Source organism: Streptococcus symci (assembly GCF_006385165.1).
Classification (GTDB): Bacteria; Bacillota; Bacilli; order Lactobacillales; family Streptococcaceae; genus Streptococcus; species Streptococcus symci.
Window position 1 is genome coordinate 530,537 of sequence record NZ_VFJA01000001.1, and the last position, 21,176, is coordinate 551,712.

Genomic DNA, 21,176 nt, shown 5'->3' on the forward strand with positions numbered 1-21,176 from the left:
AATTGAAAAAAAGTGTTGACAAGCATCCTAAAAGTTGATATACTAGTAAGGTAATCGACGCGGGGATGGCGGAATTGGCAGACGCGCAGGACTAAGGATCCTGTGACCGCTTTAGGTCGTGAGGGTTCAAGTCCCTCTCTCCGCATAGGATAAGAGTTAGCTTAAGCTAGCTCTTTTGTTTTCATCTAATTCAAGTAGAGCAAAAAATTGTTGCTCTTTTTTTGTATTTCATAAACATTTCATATTTGGATTTTATAATAGTCTTACAAATATGGAGGTGACAAATGAATCCAATCCAAAGAGCTTGGGCTTATGTCAGCAGAAAACGACTGAGAAGTTTTATTTTATTTCTGATTTTGTTGGTCCTATTGGCCGGAATTTCAGCCTGTTTGACTCTGATGAAGTCCAACAAAACAGTTGAAACCAATCTTTACAAATCACTCAATACCTCTTTTTCTATTAAGAAGATAGAAAATGGGCAGACTTTCAAGTTGTCAGACCTAGCATCTGTAAGCAAGATTAAGGGACTGGAAAATGTTTCTCCTGAACTCGAGATGGTCGCAAAACTAAAAGACAAGGAAGCAGTGAGTGGCGAGCAGAGCGTTGAACGTGATGATTTGTCAGCTGCGGACAAGAACTTGGTTAGCTTAACGGCTCTTGAGGATTCATCCAAGGATGTGACCTTCACCAGCTCGGCTTTCAACTTAAAAGAAGGGCGACATCTTCAAAAAGGGGATTCAAAGAAAATCATCATCCACGAAGAGTTGGCTAAGAAGAACGGTCTTTCGCTTCATGACAAGCTTCGCTTGGATGCTGGACAGTCAGAATCTGGCAAAGGACAAACAGTGGAGTTTGAGATTGTAGGAATCTTTTCTGGTAAAAAACAGGAGAAATTCACAGGCTTGTCTTCTGATTTCAGTGAAAACCAGGTCTTTACAGATTATGAGAGTAGCCAAAGCCTTTTAGGTAATAGTGAACCTCAAGTCAGTGCAGCTCGCTTCTATGTAGAAAATCCTAAGGAAATGGACGGACTCTTGAAGCAGGTGGAAAACTTGGCCCTGGAAAGTCAAGGCTACCAAGTTGAGAAGGAAAACAAGGCTTTTGAACAGATTAAAGACTCAGTTGCAACCTTCCAAACCTTCCTGACCATCTTTCTTTATGGGATTATGATAGCAGGAGCAGGAGCCTTAATTCTTGTTTTGTCTCTCTGGTTGAGAGAACGGGTCTACGAAGTGGGAATTTTACTTGCACTTGGAAAAGGCAAGAGTTCGATTTTCTTACAATTCTGTTTAGAGGTTGTTTTGGTGTCTCTCGGTGCTTTGCTTCCAGCATTTGTTGCAGGAAATGCAATCACATCTTACCTACTCCAAACCCTACTAGCAAGTGGAGATCAGGCAGCCTTACAAGACACGCTAGCCAAAGCAAGTGGTTTATCAGCCAGCATCCTATCTTTTGCAGCATCCTATGTCTTTCTGTTGGTGATTAGTTGCTTATCTGTAGCCCTTTGTTTCCTATTCTTATTTAGAAAATCACCTAAGGAAATTTTATCATCTATTAGTTAATACTCTTCGAAAATCAAATTTAAACCGTGTCAGCTTCGCCTTGCCGTACGCAAGTACAGCCTGCAGCTAGCTTCCTAGTTTAATCTTTGATTTTCATTGAGTATAAGAAGGAGAAATCATGACTTTATTACAATTACAAGATGTTACCTACCGTTATAAGAACACTGCTGAAGCAGTCCTATATCAGATCAATTATAATTTTGAACCTGGGAAATTTTACAGTATTATTGGGGAATCAGGAGCAGGAAAATCCACACTCTTGTCCCTACTTGCTGGTCTAGATAGTCCTGTTGAAGGTTCTATCCTTTTCCAAGGAGAGGACATTCGTAAGAAGGGGTATTCTTACCATCGCATGCACCATATTTCCCTGGTCTTTCAAAATTATAATTTGATAGATTATCTTTCTCCACTGGAAAATATCCGCTTGGTCAACAAAAAGGCAAGCAAGGATACACTTCTTGAGCTTGGTTTGGATGAAAGCCAGATCAAGCGGAATGTTCTCCAGTTATCAGGTGGTCAACAACAACGTGTTGCCATTGCTCGTAGTTTGGTCTCAGAAGCTCCAGTTATTCTAGCTGATGAACCAACGGGAAATTTGGATCCTAAGACTGCTGGAGATATTGTCGAACTGCTCAAATCACTTGCCGAGAAAACAGGTAAATGTGTGATCGTCGTAACTCACAGCAAAGAAGTGGCACAAGCGTCAGATATTACACTTGAGTTGAAGGATAAGAAACTGACTGAAATATAGAATCTAGTTATTAAACTTTAAAATAGTATTAGTTGGTAACCAGATACGTGTATAGTAATAATAAACGAAGTGAGTCATTAACAACTATTTTCCGCAGTAGTGATAGTCTAGATAATAACAAAGTTATTATCTAGACCGGAATTTTTGAGACATGTGGCTCAAAAATTAGGGATGAAATTCCTACAGGAAGTTGCTCCCGTCCGCACAATCTAAGGGAAATAGTAAAAAATTATTTTATATAAGTTATAAGACATTTAAATAGAACAAAATCTAGAAAGGGAACCTATGTTACACAACGCATTTGCCTATGTTACAAGGAAGTTTTTCAAATCGATTGTCATCTTCCTGATTATTCTCCTCATGGCGAGCTTGAGTTTGGTTGGCTTGTCAATCAAGGGAGCTACTGCCAAGGCTTCTCAGGAGACCTTTAAAAATATCACCAATAGCTTCTCCATGCAAATCAATCGTCGCGTCAATCAAGGAACGCCACGTGGTGCTGGGAATATTAAGGGTGAGGACATCAAAAAAATCACCGAAAACAAGGCCATCGAATCTTATGTTAAACGTATCAACGCTATCGGAGATTTGACTGGATATGAACTCATCGAAACGCCAGATACCAAGAAAAATCTGACTCCTGACCGTGCCAAACATTTTGGAAGTAGCTTGATGATTACTGGTGTTAATGACTCTTCTAAAGAAGACAAGTTTGTCTCTGGTTCTTATAAACTTGTCGAAGGAGAGCACTTAACAAACGACGACAAGGAAAAGATCCTCCTGCACAAGGACTTAGCAGCCAAACACGGCTGGAAAGTCGGGGATAAGGTTAAACTGGACTCCAATATCTACGATGCAGACAATGAAAAAGGAGCCAAGGAAACAGTCGAAGTGACAATCAAGGGACTCTTTGATGGTCACAATAAGTCGGCAGTAACCTATTCACAAGAACTCTATGAAAACACAGCCATCACAGACATCCATACGGCTGCTAAACTTTATGGATACACAGAAGACACAGCTATTTATGGGGACGCAACCTTCTTTGTAACAGCGGATAAGAACTTGGATGATGTCATGAAAGAATTGAATGGTATCAGCGGTATCAACTGGAAGAGCTACACACTCGTTAAGAGCTCATCTAACTACCCAGCCCTTGAGCAATCCATCTCTGGTATGTACAAGATGGCCAATCTCCTCTTCTGGGGTAGCTTGAGTTTCTCAGTTCTTCTCCTTGCTCTCTTGCTCAGTCTTTGGATCAATGCCCGTCGCAAGGAGGTGGGAATCCTCCTCTCTATTGGTCTCAAGCAGGCAAGTATCTTGGGTCAATTTATCACCGAATCCATCTTGATTGCCATCCCTGCTCTTGTTTCTGCTTACTTCCTAGCTAATTACACAGCGCGTGCAATCGGAAATACTGTTCTTGCCAATGTTACTTCAGGTGTTGCCAAACAGGCTAGCAAGGCTGCTCAAGCCTCTAACCTTGGTGGTGGTGCAGAAGTAGATGGCTTTAGCAAGACCTTGTCGAGCCTAGATATTTCTATTCAGACATCAGACTTTATCATCGTCTTTGTCCTTGCCTTGGTTCTAGTGGTTCTCGTTATGGCGCTTGCTTCAAGCAATCTCCTAAGAAAACAACCAAAAGAGCTTTTGCTGGATAGCGAATAACAAACTTGCTACCTATTCTCCCCTAAATGGGGTATAATATAGGTAGCATTTTTATCTGTTTTGTCTTGGTAAATCCTCTGTTTATCAAGATGAAAGCAAGTTGCTTTACAAGAAATTTAAAGGAATGTGAAAGATTTTTCTATGAAAATTTTAATTGTAGAAGATGAAGAGATGATCCGTGAGGGAATCAGTGACTATTTGACAGATTGTGGTTATGAGACCATTGAGGCTGCAGATGGGCAAGAAGCCTTAGAAAAATTTTCCAGCTATGAAGTAGCCTTGGTTTTACTGGATATCCAGATGCCCAAGCTCAATGGCCTGGAAGTTCTAGCTGAGATTCGTAAAACCAGTCAGGTTCCTGTCTTGATGCTGACCGCTTTTCAGGATGAGGAATACAAGATGAGTGCCTTTGCCTCTCTGGCAGATGGCTATCTGGAAAAACCTTTCTCCCTTTCCCTCTTAAAAGTGAGGGTGGACGCGATTTTCAAGCGTTACTACGATACGGGACGAATCTTCTCCTATAAGGATACCCAAGTGGACTTTGAGAGCTACAGTGCAAGTCTAGCAGGAGAGGAAGTAGCCATCAATGCCAAAGAGTTGGAAATTTTGGACTATCTGGTGAAAAATGAAGGACGAGCCTTGACTCGTTCTCAGATTATCGATGCCGTTTGGAAAGCGACAGATGAGGTTCCCTTTGACCGTGTCATTGATGTTTATATCAAGGAATTACGGAAAAAACTAGACCTGGACTGCATCCTCACTGTGCGCAATGTTGGTTATAAATTGGAGCGAAAATGAAACGAACAGGTTTGTTTACAAAGATATTTATCTACACCTTCTCGATTTTTAGTGTTCTAGTTATTTGCCTTCATTTAGCCATTTATTTTCTCTTTCCCTCGACTTATCTGAGTCATCGGCAGGAAAGCATTGGCCAGAAAGCGACAGCCATTGCCCAGTCCCTAGAAGGTAAGGATAGGCAGAGTATTGAGCAAGTGTTAGACCTATATTCCCAGACTAGTGATATCAAGGGGGCCGTTAAGGGAGAGATGACTGAGGATAAGTTAGAAGTTCAGGACAGCCTTCCTCTGGATACGGACAGCCAGACAACCTCTCTCTTTATCGAGGAGCGGGAGGTGACAACGCAAGACGGTGGCATCATGACTCTCCAGTTTCTAGCTTCCATGGATTTGCAAAAGGAAGCAGAGCAAATCAGTCTCCAATTTCTCCCCTATACCTTGCTGGCATCCTTTCTGATTTCCCTCTTGGTGGCCTACATCTATGCTCGAACCATTGTTGCTCCGATTTTGGAAATCAAGCGGGTAACCCGTCGGATGATGGAACTAGATGCCCAAGTGCGTTTGCGCGTGGATTCTAAGGATGAGATTGGTGATCTAAAGGAACAAATCAATAGCCTTTACCAGCACCTCTTGACTGTCATTGCGGACTTGCATGACAAGAATGAAGCCATTCTCCAGCTGGAAAAGATGAAGGTTGAATTTCTTCGAGGGGCTTCTCATGAATTGAAAACACCACTGGCTAGTCTCAAAATCTTGATTGAAAATATGCAGGAAAACATCGGTCGCTATAAGGATAGAGACCACTATCTGGGAGTTGCCTTGGGGATTGTGGATGAGCTCAATCATCACGTTCTCCAGATACTTTCTCTCTCGTCTGTGCAGGAATTACGAGATGATAGGGAACAAATTGACTTATACCAGATGACGCAAAGTCTGGTTAAGGATTATGCCTTACTAGCCAAGGAGAGAGAACTTCAGGTAGACATTAGCCTAACCCATCAGCAGGCTTATCTAAACCCATCAGTTATGAAGTTAATCCTGTCTAATCTCATCAGCAATGCCATTAAGCACTCTGTTCCAGGTGGCTTAGTTTGCATTGGAGAAAGAGAAGGAGAACTCTTTATAGAAAATAGCTGCAGTCCAGAAGAACAAGAAAAACTAGCTCAATCTTTTTCTGACAATGCTAGTCGCAAGGCCAAGGGATCTGGGATGGGGCTCTTTGTGGTCAAGAGTCTATTAGAACATGAAAAATTAGCTTATCGTTTTGAAATGCAAGAGAATCGTTTAACATTCTTTATAGCTTTTCCAAAAGTCGCTCAAGACTAGGGAGAGAAAGGGTTTACATAGATGAAGCTAGAAGAAATTCAATCGAAACTGCGGGAAAAACTAGATTTTTTTGTCAAAAAGTGATAAAATGAACAATGTAAATGGGATGACCCATAAAAATATACAGGAGGCCTGATAAAATGGCAATCGTTTCAGCAGAAAAATTTGTCCAAGCAGCTCGTGACAACGGTTATGCAGTTGGTGGATTTAACACAAACAACCTTGAGTGGACTCAAGCTATCTTGCGCGCAGCAGAAGCTAAAAAAGCTCCAGTTTTGATCCAAACTTCAATGGGTGCTGCTAAATACATGGGTGGTTACAAAGTTGCTCGCAACTTGATCGCTAACCTTGTTGAATCAATGGGTATCACTGTACCAGTAGCTATCCACCTTGACCACGGTCACTACGAAGATGCACTTGAGTGTATCGAAGTTGGTTACACTTCAATCATGTTTGATGGTTCACACCTTCCAGTTGAAGAAAACCTTAAATTGGCTAAAGAAGTTGTTGAAAAAGCACACGCTAAAGGTATCTCAGTAGAAGCTGAAGTTGGTACTATCGGTGGTGAAGAAGACGGAATCATCGGTAAAGGTGAATTGGCTCCAATCGAAGACGCTAAAGCAATGGTTGAAACTGGTATCGACTTCTTGGCAGCTGGTATCGGTAACATCCACGGTCCTTACCCAGCAAACTGGGAAGGTCTTGACCTTGACCACTTGCAAAAATTGACAGAAGCTCTTCCTGGATTCCCAATCGTATTGCACGGTGGATCAGGTATTCCTGATGAGCAAATCCAAGCAGCTATCAAACTTGGTGTTGCGAAAGTTAACGTTAACACTGAATGCCAAATCGCATTCGCTAACGCAACTCGTAAATTTGCTCGTGACTACGAAGCAAACGAAGCAGAATACGACAAGAAAAAACTCTTCGACCCACGTAAATTCTTGGCTGACGGTGTAAAAGCTATCCAAGCATCAGTTGAAGAACGTATCGACGTATTCGGTTCAGAAGGTAAAGCTTAATCTAGCTGAACAATACAGATAGAACCTGCCCATTGGGTGGGTTTTTTGGTGTTCCAATGATTTAAATTGGAGATTATGTAAATATTATTTACTAATTATTGATTTTATAGAAATTTAGAATATAACATTTGTTATGGATAATATGATATTTTTATTGACAAATAAATATTGAGGTTATAATATAGATTTATGAAGTGAATAAAATAATAGTACTACTTTTTTATGTTTGATTATTTCTAATTTGAGGATTAATTATTTAAGGAGTGATTTGATGGAATATGATTTTAAATATTTAGTCGCTAAATATACATTACCAGGAGCAAGAGAAAAATTTGAAAAGATATGTGTTGAGGTATTTCAAGAAGAATTTGGACCTTCAGCGAAGGAGGTTGTGGTATCACAAGGAGATGATGGCATCGATGTTCTAGTTGGTGACTTAGATAACAGACCATCAATTTATCAGTGTAAATTTTTTATTGATGGGATTGGAGATTCACAGAAACAACAAATTAGAGAATCGTTTAGAAAAGTGATTACCAAGCATCCCAATATTTCTTCTTGGTATTTATGTGTACCAATAGGCCTAAATATAAATGAGCTATTATGGTGGTCAAGATGGAAAAGTAAAATGAAGGCTGAACATAAAATAAAGATAGAGTTGTGTGATGGAGCTTTTTTACTAAAAGAATTTAAGAAATGTAGCAGTTATAAATCAACATTTGATGATGATATCAGAAATGATTTAGAACAGATTAAAATGTCTATTGAAGCCAGTAATAAAAGGGTTTACGAAGAAATATTATATGGAGAAGATGAGATAGAAGAAATCTCAGAAATGTACAATGATACTATATTTATATCAATGTTGAAGAGTGCACGAATAGACGAAGTTGACGATTTCAAAGTTGATTTTTATAATGCAGAAATTGCTAGACATGAGTCTTTAAGCAAAGATGACATCAATGGGAAAAAACAATATGATAATTTAAGAAAGAAGATACATTCTATTTGGAAGACCCAATATCGTCTATACAAGCAACCTAACGATGGTAATTGTTTAATAAATCAAACTTATCTTAGAATCGAAGATTTAGATTCTAGCACTTTAGGGAGCCCGATAAGTGGTTTTAATTTATTAGCTAAAAAGGGTATCTTACATCAGCTTGCTGATGATAAGGAATTAGGTTGGGTTGATAATTTTATAGCAGTGTTGGAAAAATATATGGAGGGAAATGATGTTGGAGATAATTGAGAATATAAGTTTCCAAGAATATTGTTTGACCCGAAATAGGGTTGCGATACTGTTGAATATTTTAGGAAAAGAGCACAAAAAAGATACAACTCAAGAAAAATTGATTATTAGTGATTTTTTTCTTAAATTTCCAGAATTAATATCTGATGAAATAGAGCTTGGAAGATTTGATATAAAGTACTCTTATTTTCATTGGAAACCTAATTATAAACTGTATAATGCAGTTCTTGCAGATTTATTAGCTAGAAATATTATTACATTGAACTCTTTGAATAACAGATATTTCATTACAGATAAAGGAGAGAAATTTGTTATTGAACTATTTAGTGAAGAAGGGATAGATTGGAGCAAGATACTACAGTCTTGTGATTTTATAGTTTCTAAAGTATTAAATAAAACAGTATCAGCTGGACAGATCATGATACAGAGTAAATTAGATTGTATACGAGGTAATTAAATGAAACTATTGTTAAAGACACTTAGATTAATAGGTGTGAGAAAAAATTATGAGGTTCATTTTCATAAAGGATTAAATTATATTTCGGGACCAACTTCAACGGGAAAAACTGCAATTTTAGAATTAATAGATTATTCTTTTGGGAAAAAGAATCATAAATCGTATATAGAAATTGGAGAAAGTTGTACGGATGTGGAATTGGAATTTTATATATCAGAGAATCTATATAAGATTAAAAGACCATTGTCAGCTTTTAAAGAACCTGTTCTTTTACAGACTTACGATAGTGTCAAAGAAAAATTTGCACAAGCGCGTGTCTTGGAAATTGATGCTCCTTCAAATGAAAAATCATTATCATACTTTTTGTTATCGAAACTTAATCTAACTAATTTAACCATTAGAGGAGATGATTTTAGTTTTAGAGATTTATTTAAATTTTCATATCTAAAACAGACAAAAATTGATAATGAAAATATTCTTAATGAGCAGAACTGGGTGCATAATGGAAAAGAAAAAGCAACATTTGAGATTATTTTAGATATCTATGATAGTTTACTAGCTGATCTGCAACAGAGTCTTAAAATTGAAAAAGAGAACTTAAAGGTAAAAGAGATTAGATATGGTGCTGTAAAAGAATTTCTAAAAACTGCAGAGATAGAGGACTATGAAACAGTGCAAGCTAAATCTGTTGACATTGATTCTAAACTAGAGGAGATTAATTCTAAAATAGAAAAATATAAATCGGATATTCTGAAAACAGAAGTGGGAAATGATGTCAATGAATTGGTAGTATTTATTAGTGTTCAAAAAGAAAAGTTAAGTAATCTAAGAAATAAATTTTCAGATCAAGAACAGTATATACAAAAATTACAGTTACTAGAGAATCAATATTTTTCTGATATTGAAAAAATTAATGAACAGATAGCAGGTATCAAAGCTATTAATAAATATGAATACTTGTATTGTCCAAATTGCTTACGACCGATTTCACTTCACGAAGAAGCGAGTTGCTTATTGTGTCATCAGAATATGGATGATATTGTAATTGAAATCAACGATTTGAAAAAGGAGCGAAAAAAACTTACAAAAAAGAAAAAGGAGCTTCACACTTATATTGATTCAGAAAAGGAAAAAAATATTAGAGTAGGCCTAGAAATAAACAAATTACAGGATAATATTAATTCTGATGAAGAGAAGTTAGATAGTTTAACCAGACAATATATAAATCCCTTGGCTACAGAAATTAGTTTACTATCAATTAAAAGCGGTCAATTATATGAAGAAAAGAAATCTCTAAATGAGAGCCTGAAATTTATTGAGGAACTTACAAAGTTGGAAATGTTGCTTTCTGAAAAGAGGATAGAAGTTGAAGGGATAGAAGAACAAATTGAACGCCAAAAATATAAGGATGCCAAAGAGGACAAGTTGAAACAACTGTCTGAAACATTTTCAACTATATTATCATCTTTTGAGTTTCCAAATCTATATGAAGCCTATATTGATACAAAGAGTTATTTACCTTATGTGAGGGGCCGTAAATACAGTGATTTAGGTAGTTTAGGAGCTGTAACTCTGATAACAATGGCATATTACCTATCAATAATGATTTGTTCAAAAGTGCAAACTGGTAACCATTTAGGATTGTTGATGATTGATACTCCTAGGAAAAACTTAGGGGCTTCCTCGACAAGTACAGAGTTTAGAGACGAAAAAATATATGAATCTATAATTAATTATTTTCTTCAGCTTGGAAAAGAATGTAAAAATGATTTTCAGTTAATTGTTGTAAATAATGGTTATCCATCAGATTTTTCACTAGATTATATTGTTAAAGAATTTTCTTCTGATGGTCATGATGGGTTGATTGATGATTATGGTCGTGTTTAATAGATTTCAAATTGTTAATTTTCAGTCAAATATCTATCCTGCCCTTCTGGGCAGGTTTTTGTGTGTTTTAAGGAAACGATGAAACCAGAATTTTTGATTAAAAGTATTATTTTAAGAGAAAAAATTTCACTTTCATAAACTTTAGGCAAACGCTTGCATTCTAGTTTTTATTGGACTATAATAGGTTGGTATAAAGTCTTCTGTAATAATAGAAGGTGTAGAAAGTAAGGCTTTAGAATATTTGTAGTCAAAAATACAATGTTGCTATTCCTTGCATAGGGAGATAGATATGGCAATGATAGAAGTGGAACATCTTCAGAAAAATTTTGTGAAGACTGTTAAGGAACCGGGCTTGAAGGGGGCTTTGCGCTCCTTTATTCATCCTGAAAAGCAGACCTTTGAAGCGGTCAAGGATTTGACTTTTGAGGTGCCAAAAGGGCAAATTTTGGGCTTTATCGGTGCTAACGGTGCTGGGAAGTCGACAACCATTAAAATGCTGACAGGGATTTTGAAACCAACATCTGGTTTTTGTCGAATTAACGGCAAGATTCCCCAGGATAATCGCCAAGATTATGTCAAAGATATTGGGGTTGTTTTCGGACAAAGAACCCAGCTATGGTGGGATTTGGCGCTACAAGAGACCTACACGGTCTTGAAAGAGATTTATGATGTGCCAGATTCGCTCTTCCATAAGCGCATGGATTTTTTGAATGAAGTCTTGGATTTGAAGGACTTTATCAAGGATCCCGTGAGAACTCTTTCGCTGGGACAACGGATGCGGGCGGATATTGCAGCTTCCTTGCTCCACAATCCCAAGGTTCTCTTTTTAGATGAGCCGACCATTGGTTTGGATGTTTCGGTCAAGGATAACATTCGACGGGCCATTACTCAGATTAATCAGGAGGAAGAAACTACCATTCTTTTGACTACTCACGATTTGAGTGATATTGAGCAACTTTGTGATCGGATTTTCATGATTGACAAGGGGCAGGAGATTTTTGATGGAACGGTGAGTCAGCTCAAGGAAACCTTTGGCAAGATGAAGACTCTTTCCTTTGAACTGGTGCCAGGTCAAAGTCATCTTGTTTCTCACTATGAAGGACTACCTGATATGACTGTTGATAAACAAGGAAATAGCCTTAATATTGAATTTGATAGTTCACGCTACCAGTCAGCTGATATTATCAAGCAAACCCTGTCTGATTTTGAAATCCGCGATTTGAAGATGGTGGATACGGATATTGAGGATATTATCCGTCGCTTCTACCGAAAGGAGCTCTAAAATGGTCAAATTGTGGAGACGTTATAAACCCTTTATAAATGCAGGTGTTCAGGAATTGATTACCTATCGAGTTAACTTTATTCTTTATCGGATTGGCGATGTGATGGGAGCTTTTGTGACTTTCTATCTCTGGAAGGCAGTCTTTGATTCCTCGCAGGAGTCCTTGATTCAGGGCTTTAGTATGGCAGATATCACCCTCTACATCATCATGAGTTTTGTGACTAATCTTCTGACTAGGTCTGATAGCTCCTTTATGATCGGGGAGGAGGTCAAGGATGGGTCCATTATTATGCGTTTGTTGCGACCAGTGCATTTTGCGGCTTCTTACCTCTTTACGGAGCTTGGGTCAAAGTGGTTAATTTTTATCAGTGTTGGACTTCCATTTTTAAGTGTCATTGTGTTAATGAAAATCATATCGGGTCAAGGGGTTATAGGAGTTCTGGGCTTAACTGTCCTTTATCTTTTTAGCTTAACGCTGGCCTACCTGATTAATTTTTTCTTTAATATCTGTTTTGGGTTTTCGGCCTTTGTATTTAAAAATCTTTGGGGGTCCAATCTACTCAAAACTTCCTTGGTAGCCTTTATGTCTGGAAGTTTGATACCTTTGGTTTTCTTTCCAAAGGTCGTTTCAGATATTCTCTCCTTCCTGCCTTTTTCATCCTTGATTTACACGCCAGTCATGATTATTGTTGGGAAATACAATGCCAGTCAGATTCTTCAGGCACTCGCTTTGCAGTTTTTCTGGCTCTTAGTGATGGTGGGTTTGTCTCAGTTGATTTGGAAACGAGTTCAGTCCTTTATCACCATTCAGGGAGGTTAGTATGAAAAAATATCAACGCATGCATCTAATTTTTATCAGACAATACATCAAACAAATCATGGAGTACAAGGTCGATTTTGTTGTTGGTGTCTTGGGAGTTTTTCTGACCCAAGGCTTGAATCTCTTGTTTCTCAATGTCATCTTTCAACACATTCCATCCCTAGAAGGCTGGACTTTTCAAGAAATTGCCTTTATCTATGGTTTTTCCTTGATTCCCAAGGGCTTGGACCATCTCTTTTTTGATAATCTCTGGGCATTGGGGCAACGCTTGGTGCGAAAAGGAGAATTTGATAAGTATCTGACTCGTCCTATCAATCCTCTCTTTCACATCTTGGTTGAGACCTTTCAGATTGATGCCTTGGGTGAGCTCTTGGTCGGTGGTATCCTACTGGGAACAACAGTGACTAGTATTGCCTGGAGCTTTCCAAAATTTTTACTTTTCCTAGTCTGCATACCATTTGCGACCTTGATTTATACTTCCTTGAAGATCGCGACAGCCAGTATTGCTTTTTGGACTAAGCAGTCAGGTGCCATGATTTACATTTTCTATATGTTTAATGATTTTGCTAAGTACCCGATTTCTATTTACAATTCTCTCCTTCGTTGGTTGATTAGCTTTATCGTGCCTTTTGCCTTTACGGCCTATTATCCTGCTAGTTATTTCTTGCAGGACAAGGATGTCTTTTTTAACATCGGAGGTTTGATGTTGATTTCCCTTGTTTTCTTTGTCATTTCCCTTAAACTTTGGGATAGGGGCTTAGATGCCTACGAAAGTGCGGGTTCTTAAGTTAAATACTATCAAAGCCTTGTCTCAGGACAGGCTTTTTTTAATAGAGATGAAAATTTCTTGACTTCTATACTATAATTGAAATCGCCGATTTAGCTCAGTCGCTAGAGCAAGAGAGTCGTAAAGTCTAGGTCACAGGTGAACATATGACTGAAGATTTGAAAAAAATTAGATAAGTATATAATAACCGTTAAGCCTAGTTCTTATCGGTTATTTATGTTGTTACACAACATTGTTATTGCATCAATTATGTCTGTTTTTGTAACTCTGGTAGTGCTTCAACTTGATTGCTACTATTTTTGATGGTGTGAATGTGCTTATAATGTATCTCAGTTAAGTACGAAATTTTTATATCTTTTTTAACACATATTAAAAATAAAATTAACACCACTTAATTTTTCTTGACTTAAATTTTTTTAATTGATATACTATTTTTCAGAGAGCTAACAATTATATATAAATGTACTACTCTATTTCCTAGATAATACTTAGTAAAACTTTTTATAACAAAGGCTAGCAAAGTTAAAGTTTTCTATCTATTGGAAGTTAAATAAATATGTAAGGAATTAAAATGAAAAAAAGTACAGTATTGTCATTAACCACAGCTGCAGTTATTTTAGCAGCATATGTCCCTAATGAGGTAGTCTTAGCAGATACATCTAGTTCTGAAGATGCTTTAAGTATCTCTGATAAAGAAAAAGTAGTAGATAAACAAAAAGAAAACAAAGAAAAACATGAAGATATTCATAATGCTATAGAAACTTCAAAGGATACTGAAGAGAAGAAAACAACAGTTATTGAGGAAAAAGAAGTTGTTAGTAAAGAATCTGTGATAGACAATAAAACTAACAATGAAAAAGCAACAATCAAAAAAGAAGATTCCAATCAATACAAAGGAGATAATGCAGACTCGTCTGCAAGTAAAGACACAGAAAATCCCAAAAAAGAAGATAGACTTGTCTATATTGCTGAATTTAAAGATAAAGAATCTGGAGAAAAAGCAATCAAGGAACTATCAAATCTTAAGAATACAAAAGTTTTATATACTTATGATAGAATTTTTAACGGTAGTGCTATTGAAACAACCAAAGATACTCTGGACAAAATTAAACTAATAGAAGGTATTTCATCGGTTGAAAGGTCACAAAAAGTCCAACCTATGATGAATCATGCTAGAAAAGAAATTGGAGTTGAAGAGGCAATCGATTACCTAAAATCTATCAATGCACCATTTGGGAAAAACTTTGATGGTCGGGGTATGGTTATTTCAAACATCGATACGGGGACAGATTATAGGCATAAGGCTATGAGAATCGATGATGATGCCAAAGACTCAATGAGATTTAAAAAAGAAGACTTAAAGGGTACTGATAAAAATTTCTGGTTGAGTGATAAAATTCCTCATGCTTTCAATTATTATAATGGTGGTAAAATTACTGTAGAAAAAGCTGATGATGGAAGCGATTATTTTGATCCACATGGGATGCATATTGCTGGGATTCTTGCGGGAAATGATACTGAAAAAGATATCAAAAACTTTAACGGAATAGATGGAATTGCTCCTAATGCACAGATTTTTTCTTATAAAATGTACTCTGACGCAGGGTCTGGCTTCGCAGGAGATGAAACAATGTTTCATGCTATTGAAGATTCCATCAAACACAATGTTGATGTTGTTTCGGTATCATCTGGCTTTACAGGGACAGGTCTTGTAGGTGAGAAATATTGGCAAGCTATTAGAGCATTAAGAAAAGCAGGCATTCCAATGGTTGTAGCTACGGGTAACTATGCAACTTCTGCTTCAAGTTCTTCATGGGATTTAGTGGCAAATAATAATCTGAAAATGACCGACACTGGAAATGTAACACGAACTGCAGCACATGAAGATGCGATAGCAGTTGCTTCTGCTAAAAATCAAACAGTTGAGTTTGACAAAGTTAAGATTGGAGGAGAAAGTTTTAAATACAGAAATATAGGGGCCTTTTTCGATAAGAATAAAATCATAACAAACGAAGATGGTTCAAAAGCTCCTAGTAAATTGAAATTTGTATATATAGGCAAAGGTCAAGACCAAGATTTGATAGGTTTGGATCTTAAGGGCAAAATTGCAGTAATGGATAGAATTTATACAAAGGATTTAAAAAATGCTTTTAAACGAGCAACGGATAAGGGCGCACGCGCCATTATGGTTGTAAATACTGTAAATTACTACAATAGAGATAATTGGACAGAGCTCCCAGCTATGGGATATGAGGAGGATGAAGGAACTACTAGTCAAGTTTTCTCAATTTCAGGAGATGATGGTGTAAAGTTATGGAACATGATTAACCCTGATAAAAAAACTAAAGTCAAAAGAAATAATAAAGAAGATTTTAAAGATAAATTGGAGCAATACTATCCAATTGATATGGCAAGCTATAATTCTAATAAACCGAATGTAGGTGACGAAAAAGAGATTGACTTTAAGTTTGCACCTGACACAGACAAAGAACTGTATAAAGAAGATATTATAGTCCCAGCAGGATCCACATCTTGGGGACCGAGAACAGATTTACTTTTAAAACCTGATGTTTCAGCACCTGGTAAAAACATTAAATCCACTCTCAATGTCATTAATGGGAAATCAACTTATGGCTATATGTCAGGAACTAGTATGGCAACTCCAGTCGTAGCAGCTTCTACTGTTTTGATTAGACCAAAGTTAAAGGAAATGCTTGAAAGACCTGTATTGAAAAATCTTAAGGGAGATGACAAAATAGATCTTACAAGTCTTACAAAAATAGCCCTACAAAATACTGCACGCCCTATGATGGATGCAACGTCTTGGAAAGAAAAAAGTCAATACTTTGCATCACCTAGACAACAGGGGGCAGGGCTAATTAATGTGGCCAATGCATTGAGAAATGAAGTTGTAGCGACTTTTAAAAACACGGATTCTAAAGGCTTGGTAAACTCTTATGGTTCTATTTCTCTTAAAGAAATAAAAGGAGATAAAAAATATTTTACAATTAAGCTTCACAATACATCAAACAGACCTTTGACCTTTAAAGTTTCAGCATCAACCGTAACTACAGATGCTCTAACTGATAGACTCAAACTGGATGAAACATATAAAGATGAAAAATCTCCAGATGGGAAGCAAATTGTTCCAGAAATTCACCCAGAAAAAGTCAAAGGAGCAAATATTACATTTGAGCATGACACTTTCACTATAGGCCCAAATTCTAGCTTTGATTTAAATGCGGTTATAAACGTTGGAGAGGCTAAAAATAAAAATAAATTTGTAGAATCATTTATTCATTTTGAGTCAGTGGAAGAAATGGAAGCTCTAAACTCCAATGGGAAGAAAACAAATTTCCAACCTTCTTTGTCGATGCCTCTAATGGGATTTGCTGGAAATTGGAACCACGAACCAATCCTTGATAAATGGGCCTGGGAAGAAGGTTCAAAATCAAAAACAATGGAAGGTTATGATGATGATGGTAAACCGAAAATTCCAGGAACCTTAAATAAGGGGATTGGTGGAGAACATGGTATAGATAAATTTAATCCAGCAGGAGTTATACAAAATAGAAAAGATAAAAATACAACATCTCTAGACCAAAATCCAGAATTATTTGCTTTCAATAACGAAGGGATCAACGCACCATCATCAAGTGGTTCTAAGATCGCTAAAATTTATCCTTTAGATTCAAATGGAAATCCTCAAGATGCTCAACTTGAGAGAGGATTAACGCCTTCTCCACTTGTATTAAGAAGTGCAGAAGAAGGATTGATTTCAATAGTAAATACAAATAAAGAGGGAGAAAATCAAATCGACTTAAAAGTCATTTCGAGAGAACACTTTATTAAAGGAATTTTAAACTCTAAAAGAAATGATGCAAAGGGAATCAAATCTTCTAAACTAAAAGTTTGGGGTGACTTGAAATGGGATGGACTCATCTATAACCCTAGAGGGAAAGAAGAAAATGCACCAGAAAGCAAGGATACCAAAGATCCTGCTACTAAGATAAGAGGTCAATTTGAACCAATTGCAGAAGGTCAATATTTCTATAAATTTAAATATAGATTAACCAAGGATTACCCATGGCAGGTTTCCTATATTCCTGTAAAAATTGATAACACAGCCCCTAAGATTGTTTCTGTTGATTTTTCAAATCCTGAAAAAATTAAGCTGATTACAAAGGATACTTATCACAAGGTAAAAGAGCAATACAAGAATGAAACGCTATTTGCGAGAGATCAGAAAGAACATCCTGAAAAATTTGACGAGATTGCCAACGAAGTTTGGTATGCAGGAGCTGCTCTGGTTAATGAAGATGGAGAGGTTGAGAAAAATCTTGAAGTAACTTATGCAGGTGAGGGTCAAGGAAGAAATAGGAAACTTGACAAAGACGGAAATACCATTTATGAAATTAAAGGTGCAGGAGATTTAAGAGGAAAAATCATTGAAGTCATTGCATTAGATGGCTCTAGCAATTTCACAAAGATTCATAGAATTAAATTTGCTGATCATGCTGATGAAAAGGGGATGATTTCTTATTATCTAGTAGATCCTGATCAAGATTCATCTAAATACCAAAAACTTGGGGAGATTTCTGAATCTAAATTTAAAAATTTAGAAAATAGAAAAGAGGATAGTCTTAAAAAAGATACAACTGAGGTAGAACATCATCAAGGAAATGAAGAGTCTATCGAAGAAAAATCTAGCTTTACTATCAATAAAGCCATTTCAACAATTAGAGATTTTGAAAGCAAAGACTTAAAAAAACTCATTAAAAAGAAATTTAGAGAAGTTGATGACTTTACAAGTGAAACTGGTAAGAGAATAGAGGAATACGATTATAAATACGATGATAAGGGAAATATCATTGCTTATGACGATGGTAGTGCCTTAGAATATGAAACTGAAAAACTTGACGAAATCAAATCAAAAATTTATGGTGTTCTAAGCCCATCTAAAGATGGACACTTTGAAATTCTTGGAAAGATAAGTAATGTTTCTAAAAATGCCAAGGTATATTATGGAAATAACTATAAATCGATAGAAATCAAAACGACCAAGTATGATTCGCATTCAAAAACGATGACATTTGATTTATACGCTAATGTTAATGATATTGTGGATGGTTTAGCTTTTGCAGGAGATATGAGATTCTTTGTTAAAGATGATGATCAGATAAAAGCTGAGACTAAAATTAGAATGCCTGAAAAAAATAAGGAAACTAAAACGGAATATCCCTATGCATCAAGTTATGGGAATGTAATAGAATTAGGAGAAGGAGATCTTTCAAAAAATAAACCAACCAATTTAACGGAAATGGAAACAGGGAAGATCTATTCTGATTCGGAAAAACAACAATATCTATTAAAGGATAACATCATTCTAAGAAAAGGCTATGCACTAAAAGTGACTACCTATAATCCTGGAAAAACGGACATGTTAGAAGGAAATGGAGTCTATAGCCAGGAAGATATAGCAAAAATACAAAAGGCCAATCCTAATCTAAGAGTTTTATCAGAAAAAATAATTTATGCTGATAGTAGAAATGTTGAAGATGGAAGAAGTACTCAATCAGTATTAATGTCGGCTTTGGACGGCTTTAACATTGTAAGGTATCAAGTGTTTACCTTTAAAATGAATGATAAAGGGGAAGCAATCGATAAAGATGGAAATCTTGTTACAGATTCTTCTAAACTGGTATTATTTGGTAAGGATGGTAAAGAGTACACAGGAGAGGATAAGTCCAATGTAGAAGCTATAAAAGAAGATGGCTCTACATTATTTATTGATGCAAAACCAGTAAATCTTTCAATGGACAAGAACTACTTTAATCCATCTAAATCTAATAAAATTTATGTACGAAATCCAGAATTCTATTTAAGAGGTAAGATTTCTGATAAGGGTGGTTTTAACTGGGAGTTGAGAGTTAATGAATCGGTTGTAGATAATTATTTAATCTATGGAGATTTACACATTGATAACACTAGAGATTTTAACATTAAGCTTAATGTTAAAGATGGTGACATCATGGACTGGGGGATGAAAGACTATAAAGCAAACGGATTCCCAGATAAGGTAACTGATATGGATGGAAACGTTTATCTTCAAACTGGCTATAGTGATTTGAATGCGAAAGCGGTTGGAGTACACTATCAATTTTTATATGATAATGTTAAACCAGAAGTAAACATTGATCCAAAAGGAAATACTAGTATCGAATATGCTAAGGGAAAATCTGTAGTCTTTAATATCAATGATAAAAGAAATAATGGATTCGATGGTGAGATTCAAGAACAACATATTTATGTAAATGGAAAAGAATATAAATCATTTGCTGATATTAAACAAATAGCAGATAAGACACTAAACATTAAGATAGTTGTAAAAGATTTTGCAAGAAATACGACCGTAAAAGAATTCATTTTAAACAAAGATACGGGAGAGGTAAGTGAATTAAAACCTCAGATGGTAACTGTGACCATTCAAAATGGAAAAGAAATGAGTTCAACGATAGTGTCGGAAGAAGATTTCATTTTACCTGTCTATAAGGGTGAATTAGAAAAAGGATATCAATTTGATGGCTGGGAAATTTCTGGTTTCGAAGGGAAAAAAGATGCTGGCTATGTTATCAATCTATCAAAAGATACCCTTATAAAACCTGTATTCAAGAAAATAGAGGAGAAAAAGGAAGAGGAAAATAAACCTACTTTTGATGTATCTAAAAAGAAAGATAAGGCGCAAGTAAATCAAAGTAATAGAAAAGAGGACTTACAAAGAGCAAATCATTCACAAAAATCTGATTCAACTAAGGATGTTATAATTACAGTTCTTGATAAAAACTTTGAAAATAAGAAGGAAGTCTATCTTAATAAACAAGCGAACATAGCTAATAAACATACTAACATTGATAGTAAGTCGGATACTAACCATTCTGACAGGTTGCCAAAAACCGGAACAGTTAGAGCAGTTCTTACACCATTTATTGCTGGAATATTGTTTATAGTAGGAGCACTTCTTGGATTGAAGAAAAAAGATCAAGATTAAGACAAAATCTATAGAAAAAATGTTTATGTGTTGAGATTAGATACTGTGATGGTTAAACAGTTTGTTGACAATTACTATTTAATACTTAATTCTTAAGTTTACATTGACAATTATAAACTCTTAGAATGTATTAATGGCCTTCATTTAGATAACAAAAAATCTTCTTATTAAAAATAGGAAGATTTTTTGGATTTTACCAATTTCATAAAATACAGTATCGAACTATATATTTAAAATTGTGCTTTTACAATTATATTAAAAACTCAAGATTTATTTGATGAAGTACAGTCTATATGAAATATGATAAGAAACTACACCTATCAGAGTTTTTATAAATATAAGTGAATAATATGAAAGAATAGCTCACTTTAATTATCATAGTTAGACTATAAAAATATATAAAATTCTTAAGAATTATGGTATAATTTATGTTAATAAACTCGATATAGAATTTAATGTATGATTCTATTGATGCCAATATTTAAGGTTTAGTTGATTGGTTTTCTTTTGAAAACCCATC

The 21,176-nt window shown here is 35.9% G+C and carries 13 protein-coding genes and 1 tRNA gene; all 14 read left to right on the top strand.

Going from position 1 to position 21,176, the window contains the following annotated elements; translation table 11 throughout:
* The first annotated feature begins 59 nt into the window (after positions 1 to 59).
* The 14 genes from FJN11_RS02495 (at position 60) to FJN11_RS02570 (ending at position 20,656) form a co-directional block, all read left to right on the top strand.
* Positions 60 to 145: transfer RNA gene (locus FJN11_RS02495), tRNA-Leu, on the top strand.
* Positions 146 to 284: 139 nt separating this feature from the next.
* Positions 285 to 1,562 (top strand): ABC transporter permease, encoded by a 1,278-nt coding sequence (locus FJN11_RS02500; RefSeq protein WP_140223979.1) that lies wholly within the window; start codon positions 285 to 287, stop codon positions 1,560 to 1,562.
* Positions 1,563 to 1,680: 118 nt separating this feature from the next.
* Entirely contained in the window at positions 1,681 to 2,313 is a 633-nt protein-coding gene (gene vex2, locus FJN11_RS02505) for an ABC transporter ATP-binding subunit Vex2 (protein WP_115904823.1), read from the top strand.
* 285 nt (positions 2,314 to 2,598) lie between these two features.
* Positions 2,599 to 3,978, top strand: coding sequence for an ABC transporter permease subunit Vex3 (gene vex3, locus FJN11_RS02510; RefSeq protein WP_140223980.1), 1,380 nt, complete (start codon positions 2,599 to 2,601; stop codon positions 3,976 to 3,978).
* Positions 3,979 to 4,119: 141 nt separating this feature from the next.
* Positions 4,120 to 4,776: a response regulator transcription factor VncR gene (gene vncR / locus FJN11_RS02515; RefSeq protein ID WP_140223981.1), complete on the top strand. Its 657-nt coding sequence runs from the start codon at positions 4,120 to 4,122 to the stop codon at positions 4,774 to 4,776.
* Positions 4,773 to 6,101: a sensor histidine kinase VncS gene (gene vncS, locus FJN11_RS02520; RefSeq protein ID WP_140223982.1), complete on the top strand. Its 1,329-nt coding sequence runs from the start codon at positions 4,773 to 4,775 to the stop codon at positions 6,099 to 6,101. Before vncR ends, vncS begins: the two co-directional genes overlap by 4 nt.
* Before the next feature lie 140 nt (positions 6,102 to 6,241).
* The gene (locus FJN11_RS02525) at positions 6,242 to 7,123 is read left to right on the top strand and encodes a class II fructose-bisphosphate aldolase (RefSeq protein WP_001019001.1); all 882 of its coding nucleotides are present in this window, start codon (positions 6,242 to 6,244) and stop codon (positions 7,121 to 7,123) included.
* A gap of 271 nt (positions 7,124 to 7,394) precedes the next feature.
* The gene (locus tag FJN11_RS10710) at positions 7,395 to 8,375 is read left to right on the top strand and encodes an ABC-three component system protein (RefSeq protein WP_181146378.1); all 981 of its coding nucleotides are present in this window, start codon (positions 7,395 to 7,397) and stop codon (positions 8,373 to 8,375) included.
* Positions 8,359 to 8,832: a hypothetical protein gene (locus FJN11_RS02540; RefSeq protein WP_049551694.1), complete on the top strand. Its 474-nt coding sequence runs from the start codon at positions 8,359 to 8,361 to the stop codon at positions 8,830 to 8,832. The genes FJN11_RS10710 and FJN11_RS02540 overlap by 17 nt, the downstream gene beginning before the upstream one ends.
* Positions 8,833 to 10,719, top strand: a complete 1,887-nt coding sequence (locus FJN11_RS10800) for a DNA recombination protein RecN (RefSeq protein WP_239682048.1) — start codon at positions 8,833 to 8,835, stop codon at positions 10,717 to 10,719.
* Positions 10,720 to 11,008: 289 nt separating this feature from the next.
* Positions 11,009 to 12,001, top strand: coding sequence for an ABC transporter ATP-binding protein (locus FJN11_RS02555; protein WP_020902071.1), 993 nt, complete (start codon positions 11,009 to 11,011; stop codon positions 11,999 to 12,001).
* 1 nt (position 12,002) lies between these two features.
* Positions 12,003 to 12,821 carry an ABC transporter permease gene (locus FJN11_RS02560; protein ID WP_140223983.1) on the top strand — a complete coding sequence of 273 codons (819 nt, stop codon included), beginning with the start codon at positions 12,003 to 12,005 and terminating at the stop codon, positions 12,819 to 12,821.
* A 1-nt stretch (position 12,822) separates the two neighbouring features.
* Positions 12,823 to 13,608, top strand: a complete 786-nt coding sequence (locus FJN11_RS02565; RefSeq protein WP_049551691.1) for an ABC transporter permease — start codon at positions 12,823 to 12,825, stop codon at positions 13,606 to 13,608.
* A 571-nt stretch (positions 13,609 to 14,179) separates the two neighbouring features.
* Positions 14,180 to 20,656: a S8 family serine peptidase gene (locus FJN11_RS02570; RefSeq protein ID WP_140223984.1), complete on the top strand. Its 6,477-nt coding sequence runs from the start codon at positions 14,180 to 14,182 to the stop codon at positions 20,654 to 20,656.
* Positions 20,657 to 21,176: the final 520 nt, after the last annotated feature.